General features: G+C 51.1%; 10 protein-coding genes. 9 read left to right on the forward strand and 1 reads right to left on the reverse strand.

The features are described 5' to 3' along the window. Positions 1 to 72 precede the first annotated feature (72 nt). The 3 genes from HH215_RS32085 (at position 73) to HH215_RS32095 (ending at position 2,920) form a co-directional block, all read left to right on the forward strand. Positions 73 to 951, forward strand: a complete 879-nt coding sequence (locus tag HH215_RS32085; protein WP_169283607.1) for a carbohydrate ABC transporter permease — start codon at positions 73 to 75, stop codon at positions 949 to 951. Then, positions 948 to 1,766, forward strand: coding sequence for a carbohydrate ABC transporter permease (locus HH215_RS32090; protein ID WP_169283608.1), 819 nt, complete (start codon positions 948 to 950; stop codon positions 1,764 to 1,766). Before HH215_RS32085 ends, HH215_RS32090 begins: the two co-directional genes overlap by 4 nt. A 68-nt stretch (positions 1,767 to 1,834) precedes the next feature. Then, on the forward strand, positions 1,835 to 2,920 hold the full coding sequence (locus HH215_RS32095; protein ID WP_217362264.1) for a Gfo/Idh/MocA family protein: 1,086 nt from the start codon (positions 1,835 to 1,837) through the stop codon (positions 2,918 to 2,920). 67 nt (positions 2,921 to 2,987) lie between these two features. Here HH215_RS32095 and HH215_RS32100 read toward each other — a convergent pair whose 3' ends face one another. After that, complete coding sequence (locus HH215_RS32100; RefSeq protein ID WP_169283609.1) at positions 2,988 to 3,920, reverse strand: AraC family transcriptional regulator; 933 nt, start codon at positions 3,918 to 3,920, stop codon at positions 2,988 to 2,990. Between the two features lie 160 nt (positions 3,921 to 4,080). Between HH215_RS32100 and HH215_RS32105 the strand changes: the two genes are divergently transcribed. From HH215_RS32105 to HH215_RS32130, 6 genes are all read left to right on the forward strand, one after another. Further along, positions 4,081 to 6,189 carry a glycoside hydrolase family 52 protein gene (locus tag HH215_RS32105; protein ID WP_169283610.1) on the forward strand — a complete coding sequence of 703 codons (2,109 nt, stop codon included), beginning with the start codon at positions 4,081 to 4,083 and terminating at the stop codon, positions 6,187 to 6,189. Positions 6,190 to 6,367: 178 nt separating this feature from the next. Beyond that, positions 6,368 to 8,161 (forward strand): cache domain-containing sensor histidine kinase, encoded by a 1,794-nt coding sequence (locus HH215_RS32110; protein ID WP_310735521.1) that lies wholly within the window; start codon positions 6,368 to 6,370, stop codon positions 8,159 to 8,161. Next, positions 8,133 to 8,930 carry a response regulator transcription factor gene (locus HH215_RS32115; RefSeq protein WP_169283611.1) on the forward strand — a complete coding sequence of 266 codons (798 nt, stop codon included), beginning with the start codon at positions 8,133 to 8,135 and terminating at the stop codon, positions 8,928 to 8,930. Before HH215_RS32110 ends, HH215_RS32115 begins: the two co-directional genes overlap by 29 nt. Before the next feature lie 109 nt (positions 8,931 to 9,039). Further along, a complete protein-coding gene (locus HH215_RS32120) occupies positions 9,040 to 10,377 on the forward strand; it encodes an extracellular solute-binding protein (protein WP_169283612.1) in 1,338 nt (445 codons plus the stop codon). A gap of 86 nt (positions 10,378 to 10,463) precedes the next feature. Beyond that, positions 10,464 to 11,345 (forward strand): carbohydrate ABC transporter permease, encoded by an 882-nt coding sequence (locus HH215_RS32125; protein WP_169283613.1) that lies wholly within the window; start codon positions 10,464 to 10,466, stop codon positions 11,343 to 11,345. Between the two features lie 15 nt (positions 11,346 to 11,360). Further along, a complete protein-coding gene (locus HH215_RS32130) occupies positions 11,361 to 12,242 on the forward strand; it encodes a carbohydrate ABC transporter permease (protein ID WP_169283614.1) in 882 nt (293 codons plus the stop codon). The last annotated feature ends 113 nt before the right edge of the window (positions 12,243 to 12,355 follow it).

Consider the following 12,355-nt stretch of genomic DNA (forward strand, 5'->3'; position numbering starts at 1 on the left):
CCGAAAGATTGAAAAGACGGGATTAGGGTCACGCGTTAACGGATTCATTCTGCATTCGGAGTTGATGGCATCATGTTGAGAAACAAAACATATCCGTTCTATTTTACGCTTGCGACAATCGCTCTCTATACTTTGTTTCTCGTCGTTCCGGGGGTTATGGGCTTCTATTACTCCTTGACGGATTGGAACAGCTTTTCCGACGAGATCAACTTTATCGGATTGGATAATTTCAAGACGTTGTTTTCTTCAGGCGAGCATTATATGAGCTATGTTTATAACACATTGAATTTTACGGTATCGACCGTCGTCCTGAAGACGGCGCTCGGCCTTCTATTTGCGATAGCTTTAAATGAAGGAATTAAAATGAAGGGTTTCCATCGGGTCATGGTGTTCATGCCCGCGATTATCCCGATGCTCGTCGTAGGCTTGGTTTTCAAATCGGTGCTTAATCCAGCGACGGGGCTGCTTAACGAAACTTTACGGTACGTCGGGTTAGACTTCCTAGCTCAAAAATGGCTTGTAGACGTGAACTGGGCGTTCAAATCGATCATCGCCGTCGATACGTGGAAAGGCGTGGGATACATTATGATCATCCTGCTAGCCGGCCTGCAATCGATATCCAAATCGTACTATGAAGCGGCTTCCATCGACGGAGCGAACCTGTGGCACAAGTTCCGGTACGTGACCATCCCGCTGCTCATGCCGTCCCTGGTCGTTACGACGGTGCTTAATTTGCTGTACGGGCTGAAAGTATTCGAAGCGGTTTACGTGTTGACGAACGGCGGTCCTGGTTATGCGACGGACGTCGTATATACGGCCATATTCAAAGAGTTCTCCATGGGCCGCTACGGCGTTGGCACCGCATTATCCACGATGTTGTTCGTGTTTATGACCATCGCAGGTTACTTTATCATCCGCTTGATGACCAAAGGGGAGGATGAACGGTCATGAACAAAAAGGTTCAAAGCTTGCTCGTAAACGGTTTAGCCTGGATACTCAGCCTCACGATGCTGACTCCGCTGCTGCTGATCGTCGTTAACTCGTTCAAAACGCAAACGGAAGCGGCGTCCATGAAGCTTAGCTTGCCGACCCGATGGGTATGGGACAATTACTCCGTCGTCATCGAGAAAGGCAAGCTGATCTCTTCCTTCTCCAATAGCTTGCTTTACTCGGCGGCGGCTACGGTATTCGGCATTGCGCTAGCCGCTATTGCCGCCTATATTTTCGCTCGTAATCCATCGAAGTTAAACCGATTTTTCTACTTCTTCATGGTTCTAGGAATCGCGATGCCGATCAACTTCGTAACGTTGACGAAAGTGATGCAATTCACGCATATCATCAATACCCAGCTCGGCATTATCGTGTTGCTCACGGTTATATCTCTTCCGTTCAGCGTATTTCTTCTCCATGGTTACATCGGATCGGTACCGAGGGAATTAGACGAAGCGGGAATCGTCGACGGCTGTTCGCCGTTCCGGTTGTTCCGGACGATTGTGCTTCCGCTGCTCGCCCCGGTGCTGGCGACCGTCGGCGTTCTCAATTTCATGAACGCGTGGAACGAATTCGTCATTCCGCTGTATTATTTGAACGATTCGGGCAAATGGCCGATGACGCTTGCGGTTTATAATTTCTTCGGGCAGTTTCAAGTCAGTTGGAATCTCGTATCCGCGGACATCGTACTGACGACGTTGCCGGTCATCGTAATTTACTTGTTGGGTCAGAAATATATTATTTCGGGCATGACTTCGGGCTCGGTTAAAGGATAGGAAGATTCGGGATTCGATAGGCAGCCGGCTGGGCTGGTTGGCGTAAGCACAGAGAGGATGACATATTCATGGCAGGCAAAATTTATCGTATGGGCGTAGTCGGTTTGGGGGAAGGCCGCAGCATCATGTCCGCGGCGTTGAACAGCAGCCGTTGGAAGCTGGCGAAAGTATGCGACTTGAACCGGGAGTTATGCGAGCAACGGGCGCAGGAGTTCGATTTTCACGAATGGACGACGAATTACAACGAGCTTCTGGAAGACCCGGATATCGACGTGATTGCGATCTATACTCCGGATCAGCTTCATTTTACGCACGTGTGCCAAGCTTTGGAAGCAGGCAAGGACGTATTGTGCACGAAGCCGTTGCTGCCTTCCCTCGAAGGGGCTAAGGAATTGATGGAGGTTCAGGAACGGACGGGCAAACACGTATTCGTCGGTCAAAGCTCGCGGTTCTTCGAACCGATGAAGAGGCAACGGAAGGATTTCGAAGCGGGGCGCAACGGAGAGGTCGAGACCGTGGAAGCTTACTATATTACGGACGGCAGATGGTTTCTGGACAAAGCTTGGAGCAGGCAAAAAGGCTTTAGCTGGATGTACAACTTCATTATCCATGCCGTCGATCTCGTTCGTTGGTACTTGCCGGACATTCAGGAAGTGACTGGCTTCGGCCGCAGTAGCGCCAACAATGCCGCATACGGACTGGAGACATGGGATACGATGCGGTTTCTGATGCGCGACTCCGGGGGTCGGATCGCAACGGTATCGGGAAGCTACACGCTTCCGATCTTGGATCTGGCGGCGGAGACGGCCATGGGCTGCACGATTCGGGGGACGAAAGGCACGACTCGGGGAGAATATCCGAACTTGCGCTACCATACGCGCTTCGAAGGCGAAGAGCCCGCGTTGCACAAGATGGATGACATGCATGATTACTATTTCCGCTTCGAAGGTATTAGTCACCATGCGGGGGAATACCAGAATTACATCGAATATTTCGCCGAATGCCTCGATCAAGGCGTAACGCCGATGCCGAACGTAGAGGAGGCGGTAACGACGTTAGCCTTAATGGAAGCGATGGAACGAAGCCTCCGTTCGAACGGTCAGGTCGTGAAAGTGAAGGACGTTCTCGAGGAGTATTGGGCGAAGGTTCGGTAAAGGTTTCAGCGTAAAATGATAGCGAAAATCCCGACTCCTCGTCCGAGGGGGCGGGATTTTCGTCTTCTTAAGGCTGGGAACGATCATAGGCGTAGGTCGAATCCTTTTTATTGTCGCGGTAACGACGGGGTGATTCGCCGGTCCACCTTTTGAATTGTCTGCTGAAATGAGCGATATCGGCATAGCCGAGCAGATTGGAAATATGGTCGATGCTCAGGTCCGTATCCCCTAACAGCCGCGTGGCTTCGTCTTGGATCATTCGGGATAAATATTGCCGGGGAGAGATGCCGTACACCTTCTTAAACAATCGATTGCAGTGCGATTCGCTTATTCCGAGCTTCTGGGCGATTTGTCCGATAAGCAACCGATCTTGATCGGACTGGCCGTGGTAGATCGGCTGTTTGGCCGCCGCTTGGATGAAAGCTTCGATGCGATGGGCCGTCTCCGAGTGGGGCGGTCTTCCGTCGTCTTGGTTGTCGATCGACGTAGAGAGCGTTAAGCAGAGCTGCGCGATGACTTCGTAAAATAAAGATTGAACAAGGGCGCGTACTGACAGAACGAAGCGTTGTTCGGATAGGACTAATGCGGCGAGCCGTTCAAGTATCGTTTGCATCGCTTTACCATCCTGAGATGTACCCGGGATTAGCGATAGCGGGGTCGATCGGAGCAAATGCAGCAGCGGTCTGTCGTCAATTTCGAAATGCAAACACAAATAAGTAAGGCCTTCCGCCGCTCCCACTTTGCTGGAATGAATATCTCCGGGACGGATCAGCACGAAATCTCCAGCTTGTTGACGATAGGCTTTCCCGTTAATCGACATGACCTGGCTGCCCTTCATCACGTAGTTGATTTCGTGCTGTTTGTGCTCGTGAGAAGGGTAAATCCAATCCGAATTCACTTCCCTGACATGGAGGAAGGAAATGTGGTGGGTCGCTTTAAGATCGGGAATAAACTGCTCCGTTACGCTGTTCTTTTGCCCTGTGCGAATACTGCTGTCCATGGTGATATCCTCCGTCCGATACTTGTAACCGCTTTTTTATTATACTTGAGGTTAGCTCGATTTGGATAAATAAATAGCGCGAAATGAGTATGGTTTTATAAGGGGGCCGGGTGTTAATTTGGTAGAAAGCCATATAAAAGCAGAGGAGCGTGTTTTACGAATGAACAAGTTTTATAATGCTCATCATTCGCCTATCGGGGCTTTCGCCAGTTTTACGCTTGGATTTCGCGGAGCCAAGGGCGGTCTAGGCTTGGAGCTCGGTAATCCGGCCGATCAGAGCGTGTACGTCGGCATCGAAGCGGATCAAGGGAATCAGCTCTATTACGCTTTGCCGTTCTTCGAGAACGCAACGGACGATAGCAAGAGATACGACGTTGAGAAGGAAACGAACGATAATAAAGACGGAGTAAGGATCGTCGCTTTCCAGAAGGAAGATATCGAGCGGGAGTTCCGGCTTGGAACGGATACGTGGAAAGCCGGAGATTTGACGTTTCGCTTGTATTCGCCGGCGCGTTCGGTTCCCGATCCTTCGACGGCTTCCGATGAAGAGCTCAAAGATGCTTTGCTTCCTGCCGTGTTCGCCGAGTTGACGATCGATAACCGATCCGGAACGAAAAGCCGTAAAGCGTTCTTCGGTTATAAAGGTAACGATCCCTACTCGAATATGCGCAGGTTAGACGATACGACCGATGGCAAGCTTGTCGGATTCGGACAAGGGCTGATAACGGCGATCGCTACGGACGATCCGACGGCAAGCTCCGCGCTCGGGTTCGGCATGGAAAGAATATTGGGCGCCAAACTGAAAGAAAACTGGACATTCGGTCTTGGAATGACCGGCACCATCGTCATCGACGTGCCGCCTGGAGAGTTGAAGACGACTCGTTTTGCCATCTGTTTCTATCGCGGAGGCGTTGCGACCGCGGGATTGGAGACGAGTTATTACTACACCCGATTGTTCTCTGATATTGAGTCGGTCGCGAAGTACGCCCTATCGGGCTTCGACAGATTGACGGAAGCTTGCGAGCGTTCGGACGAGACGATCGCGAACGCCTCGCTTAGCGATGACCAGAAATTCATGATGCGCCACGCCTTCCGCAGCTATTACGGCAACACGCAGTTGCTGGCGGACAAGCAAGGGAAGCCGGTGTGGGTCGTCAACGAAGGCGAATATCGAATGATGAATACGTTCGATCTGACGGTGGATCAGTTGTTCTACGAGATGAAGATGAATCCATGGACGGTCAAGAACGTACTGGATCAATTCACGGACAGATACAGTTATCGGGACGAGGTTCGATTCCCCGGGGAGGAGACGCTGCATCCCGGCGGACTGAGCTTTACGCACGACATGGGCGTAGGGAACGTGTTCTCCAGGCCTTCGTACTCTTCCTACGAGATGTTCGGCCTGGACGATTGTTTCTCGCACATGACGCACGAGCAGTTGGTGAACTGGATTCTATGCGCGGCCGTATACGTCGAGCAAACCCGGGACGAGGAGTGGCTCGGCCAACGATGGGAGCTGCTTGAAGCTTGCTTCCAGAGCATGCTGAACCGCGACCATCCGGATCCGAGTAAACGTAACGGCTTAATGAGCCTGGACAGTTCGCGTACGATGGGCGGAGCCGAGATTACGACGTATGACAGCTTGGACGTTTCGTTGGGGCAATCGAGAAATAATATCTACATGGCGGGCAAATGTTGGGCCGCTTACGTAGCTCTGGAGAAGCTGTTCAACGCTCGCGACCTCAAGGCTCTTGCCGATGAGGCTGGCCGACAAGCGGACCGTTGCGCTTCGACGCTTACCGCTGAGCTGACGGATAACGGCTACATTCCGGCGGTTATCGGCGAAGGGAACGATTCGCGCATCATCCCGGCCATCGAGGGACTTATTTTCCCTTATTCGACCGGATGCCTGGAAGCTCTCGATCCGACAGGACGCTTCGGCGACTACTTGCAAGCGTTGAGAACCCACTTGGACACGGTGCTCGTTCCCGGCGTTTGCTTATTCGAAGACGGAGGATGGAAGCTTTCATCCACAAGCAACAATTCATGGCTTAGCAAAATCTATTTGTGCCAGTTTATCGCCCGCCAGATCATGGGCGTTTCCTTAGGCGAATCGGGAGCCGCAGCGGATGCGGCGCATGTCGGATGGCTGACCCACCCGGAGCTGTCGTACTACAGTTGGAGCGATCAGATTCTGTCCGGGGAAATTATCGGCAGCAAGTATTACCCGCGCGGCGTAACAAGCGTATTGTGGTTGGAAGAGTAATAGAGGCTGACAGCCATCACGCGCCGTCGCGCCTTGCGCGGGGAGTCTCGCGAGGTCATTAACAGGTAGATACGGGAGGGAGGAGGTGGGTTTGAGCCTTACTTTCTCCCTTTTTATTTGGAATAGCATATAACCCGACCGTAAAATAAACCGCGTACAGGAGGGAAGGTCGATCCAGGTGAGGCTGCCTCAGATTTCCAAGTTCAATACCCTTCGTAATCAGATGCTGTTCGGATTTCTCCTCGTGATGATTATTATCCTTACGGTCGTCGGGATCGTCACGTTCGATTCCGTATCCACTTTGCTCAAGAACAAGGCCGAGGTACACATCCAACAAACCGCGGTTCAAGCGAACGGCAGGCTGGAAGGGATTCTCGAGCAGATCGACTCGCTGACGACTTTGGTATCGACCGATTCCTACGTTCAAAGCTTGTTGCTTAAAGAACAGAACGGACACCCCGCAACATTCACCGAACGCCAGGCGCTCCCCCCCATCATGAATATCGTACAGACATACGCGGACGGCGTAAAATCGGTTGAACTCTATAGCTTCGATCGAAGGAGGATTTTTCCGCTCGACGAAGCCAAGCTGGAAGACAAAATCAGCGAAGAAAGGATCGACCGGGCGACGGCGGAGAAAGGCGGCATCATCTGGTTCGGCATCGACCCTTCGGATAGCAATTCCGTGTTGGCGATTCGCAGAATCAGCTTGATCGATAACAATTTCTCGCCGGGAGGTTATTTGCTGGCCCGAATTAATCGCGACGTATTTACTTTCCAAGAACCGCTGTCCGGCGAAGGAGAGCGGGAAACGATGCTGCTCGTCGGCAACGACGGGCAGATCATCGCGTCGAATGATCCGTCCATTACCGAAGCCGATACCGCCGAATGGTCGGAAACCGAAAGCCAGACGGTAAATATTGACGATCAATCCTACGTTCTCGTGCGCCAGCAGTCCGAGGTGACCGAATGGACGTTGTTCATCCTCACTCCGATAAGCGCGATCACCAAAGGGATATCCGTACTACGGACGGCGATCGTCGTTTCGGCAGGTATCGGAACGATCCTCTTCATTTTGCTTTCCCTACTGCTTTCGACCATCATCACTCGCCCGGTATTTAAGCTGATCAAGACGATGAGGGGCGCCCGGCTTGGCGTGCTGAAGCCGACGGATGTCGTCTCGTCGACGATCGAGATCAACGAGCTCAACCGAACTTATAACCAGATGGTGGATAATATCAACGAGTTGATCCGTCTCGTATACGAGAAAGAGCTGCTGCAAAGCAGAACGGAGCTTAAGGCGCTGCAAGCCCAGATCAATCCGCATTTCCTGTTTAATACATTGGAGGCTTTATACTGGTCGCTTCAAGAGAAATCGGAGGACGAGCTGGCCGAGTTCGTCGTCGCCATGTCGGACTTATTCAGATATACGATCGTAGGGCCGAACAAGGATGAATGGGTGAGCCTGAACGACGAACTGGAGCATATCGAAAGATACTTGCTGATTATGAAAATGAGGTTCGGAGAGAGATTGAATTGGAACATTCGCACGGAAGCGGAATACGGCTCGGCGATGCTGCCTAAACTCCTGATTCAACCCTTCGTAGAAAATGCCATATTGCACGGCGTGGAAAATAAAGTCGGCGATGGAACGGTGACGGTATCGGTAATGCGAACCAACAACGATAACGAGCTGGAGATCACCGTCGAGGATAACGGCGCGGGGATGGATCAAGCGACCTTACGGTCGATTACCGAAAGCTTGGAGCAAGGTCAAGCCCCGTCCGCGAGAAAATCCGGAATGGGAATCGGCAACGTCTATCGACGAATCAAGCTCTATTATGCGGACGAAGCGGGAGCGCAAAGCAGAATATCCATTCACAGCAAAGTCGGAGAAGGAACGAGCGTCATTCTTACCATTCCAACCGGAGCGGGAGGCCTTTATGAGAACGCAAACGATTATGATCGTTGACGACGAGCCGAGAACGAGGCAGGGGCTCAAAAGAATACTCGAAACGAAAGAGAACGGGCATTATGAGATCGTAACGGCCGATAACGGTCATGCTGCCCTTGAGTTATTGGAGGATCGGGAAATCGACCTCATCGTTACCGATATTCGCATGCCCGAGATCAATGGACTGCACCTGATCGGTAAAATCATGGATAAACAGTTGACGCATAAACCATCCGTTATCCTGATTTCGGGTTACGCGGAATTCGATTACGCGCAGCAAGCGATTCAGCTTGGCGTCGTCAACTACTTGCTTAAGCCCATCAGCAAGGAGAAGTTTCTCTCCGCGGTCGAACAGGCGCTCGAAGCGGGGGAGGAGCGCAATCGCATCAACATGATGAGCAAGATCGCGGACTTAAAGCTGAGCGCGGAAGAATACTCGACCGTCCGCAAGCCGGTCGAAGACGCGCTCCTGTACGTGGACGAACATCTCGGGCAAATGTTCGGATTGCGGGAGGTCGCGGATCATATCCAGTTAAATCCGAGTTACTTCAGCGCCTTATTCAAGGAACAGATGCACATGAACTTCAGCGAATACGTAACCCGGAGAAAACTGCAGAGAGCCAAGGAAATGTTGCTTCTAACGAAGTTACCCATAGCTGAGATTGCCGAACGCGTCGGTTATCAGACAACGAAATATTTTCACAAATTGTTTAAGGAATACGAAGGTTGCAGCCCCGGGCAGTTTCGTTCGGAGATGTTGGAGCCTGGAACGGAAATCCAAAAATAGTGGACTTTTATCCAATCGTTGTGCCCTTATTTCCGTCGGTTGCCCGATGATACACTGGTTCAAGAAGGAAGCGCATACACCTTCTCATACCATTAAGGGGGAAAGAAAGATGAAAAGAAAAAAGCTAACAGCATTCGCGCTAATTCTCGCCTTGATCTTGATCGTTAGCGCTTGTGGAAGCGGTTCCAAAAACGGTAATTCAAACGGAGGGGCGAGCGCCGGCAATGGAAGCAACGAACCGTCTGGAGAGAAAATCACCCTTAAGCTGATGCACTTGTGGCCGGACGGGAGCAACTCCGCGCAGAACAAGGTTATCAAGCAAATTATTGAGGAATATCAAACCGCCAACCCGAACGTCACGATTAATACGGAGGTACTGGAGAACGAGCAATACAAGAACAAGCTGAAGGTGCTTTCGGCTTCGAACGATCTTCCGGACGTTGGATTTACTTGGGCTGCCGGATTTATGGAGCCATACGTCAAAGGAAACATGTTCACGTCGCTGGATGATCTTCTCCAAGGCGATCTGAAAGATAAATTCGTAGCGGGAACTACGGACGGTTATGCCTTCGACGGTAAAACTTACGGTCTGCCGGTAGAATTGAACATCGTTCCGGTGTACTACAACAAAGAGATTTTCTCCCAGAACAATCTGCAACCGCCGCAAACTCTGGACGAACTTAAGAACATTATCAAAACCTTGAACGATAAAGGCGTTACGCCGATTACGCTTGGAGCTAAGGATGCTTGGACGGCTTCGTTCTGGTACATGTACCTTGTTGACCGTTTGGGAGGTCCGGATCTGTTGGACGAATCGATCGCGAACAACACGTTCACCGATCCATCCTTGATCGAAGCCGCTAAGCAAGCGCAGGAGCTCGTCGATATGAAGGCATTCGTCAAAGGCTTTAACGGCTTGTCTAACGACGAAGCCAAATCCGAATTCATGAACGGCAAAGCGGCCATGTACGCGATGGGAACATGGGAAGTGCCGAACTATACGACGAATCCGGACGTGCCGCAGGAATTCAAAGACAAAATCGGTTACTTCAAATTCCCGACGGCCGCAGGCGGTAAAGGCGATGTGTCCGATTGGGTAGGCGGCGTAGGCGTAGGGCTCTTCGTGTCCGAGAAGTCCAAATACAAAGAGGAAGCCAAAAATTTCGTCAGCTTCTTCGTTCAGAAGTGGGGAGAGCACTCCGTCACCGATGCCGGCATTATCCCGGCAACGAAAGTCGACACGGCTACGGTTAAGCTGCCTCAGATGTTCATCGATCTGTTGAACGAGTTAAACTCGGCCAAGAAAGTTACGCTTTACGCGGACGTTCAGATGAAGCCGGTCGCTTCCGAAGAACATCATAACCTGGTGCAGGCTTTGTTCGGAAAAGCTGTTACGCCGGAGGAGTTCGCGAAGAAGCAAGAGGATGCTTTGAAAGCCGGGAAATAAAGATAGGCAATGAAAGGGGAAGGACGTACCGGAACGTTCCGGCTATGTCCTTCTTCTTCGTATAGCATAAGGAGGGTTTGCCATCAATGGAAAAAGTCATGTCGAACAAATGGATTATCGCTCTCTACGTGCTGCCATCCTTACTATTAATAGTAGCCATTATTTATTTGCCGATCGTACTGACGGGATATTACGGACTTATGGAATGGGACGGAATCAGCCCGATGGCTTTTATCGGTTTGGATAATTACGCTACCCTAATGCGCGACGAGAAGTTCTGGAGCAGCGTTAACCATTCCTTCCTGTTCGCGGTTCTATCAACGGTATTTCTAATCGTCTATATGTCGGTTGCGTTGGTTTTATCGGGCAACATTCGCGGAGCAAATCTCTTTCGGAAAATCTATCTGATTCCGATGCTGTTGTCGTCCGTCGCGATTGCCCAGCTGTGGTTGAAAATTTACCATCCGACGACGGGGATACTCAATGATCTGCTTACAACCTTCGGGGTCAAGGAAACGCCGGATTGGCTTGCCGATCCCGCAATCGTGCTCGGCGCTCTGTTCGTTCCGATACTTTGGCAATATGCCGGATTTTATATCTTGATCTATTATGCCGCTTTCAAGAGCATTCCCGCGTCGCTTATCGAGGCCGCTCGTATAGACGGTGCCTCCCCGTGGCAGATTGCCGTGCGAATCAAGGTTCCGCTTATTTCCGAGGTGATCAAAGTAACGATAGTGCTTGCGGTTGTCGGTTCCTTAAAATATTTCGACCTGATCTACGTCATGACCGACGGCGGGCCGAACGGAGCGAGCGAGGTTATGGCTTCCTACATGTACCATAAAGCATTCCGGGGTTTCGAGTTCGGGTACGGTAGCGCAATCGGTTTCTTCCTATTGCTCATTTGCCTGGTAGCTACGTGGGTCATTCGTAGATTAACCGCGACTAAAGACACGATACAATATTCTTAATAGGAGGAGAACCGAATGACAACCGCCGAAACGGCCATTAAACGACGCAAGAACCCTGCATCCCGTTCGATCGGGGGCGGAATCGTCTACGGACTGTTGTACGTCGTGCTCATCTTAGCTTCCGTGCTTCAGATTCTTCCGCTCGTCTGGCTCTTCTTCTTCTCGTTGAAGAACAGCCAGGAAGTATTCGAGCTCCCGCCTTTCGCGCTGCCTTCCAAACCGCGCTGGGAGAACTATGAAAGCGTATGGTCGCAAGGCAATATCAGCAAATACTTCTTTAACAGCGTATGGATTACGGTCGTCTCCGTCATTCTTACTATCCTTCTCGCAAGCCTCGTCACTTTCGCGATGACGAGGATGAGATGGAAGCTGCGCCCGTTCGTGCTCGGACTGTTCATGGTCGGGATGATGATTCCCGTTCATTCAACGTTAATACCTTTATTTAATCTGTTCCAGAAACTTCATCTGACGGATAACCAGGCTAACCTCGTCCTCTCGTATACGGCGTTCAATTTGCCGATTACCATTATGATTTTACTTGGATTCTATTACGCGCTCCCGCGGGAGGTCGAGGAAGCGGCCGTCATGGACGGTTGCGGCGTGAACCGGGTGTTTTTCCAGATCGTACTTCCGATGACCGCTTCCGTTATCGTTACCGCTGCCATTATCAATATGATCTATAATTGGAACGAATTTATTTTCGTCAACACGTTCATAAGTTCGGATCATCTGAAGACGCTCACCGTCGGCGTGCAAAATTTCGTCGGCCAATATACGACCAATTGGGGCGCGGTCGGAGCGACGCTCATGATCAGTATTTTACCGATCCTGCTCGCTTTCTTATTGCTTAGCAACCGGATCGTCGAAGGGATTGCCGCGGGATCCGTTAAAGGTTGATCTCCCAGCTTCTTGCGTCGGTTACGCAACTTGCCATAATCCCGGCGGCAATGCCGGGGTTGTCGCGCGTGTTAGTTTGCCAATGATGTAAAGTTCACGAAGAATTTTCTATA

Origin of the sequence: Cohnella herbarum (assembly GCF_012849095.1) — a bacterium.
Taxonomy (GTDB): Bacteria; Bacillota; Bacilli; order Paenibacillales; family Paenibacillaceae; genus Cohnella; species Cohnella herbarum.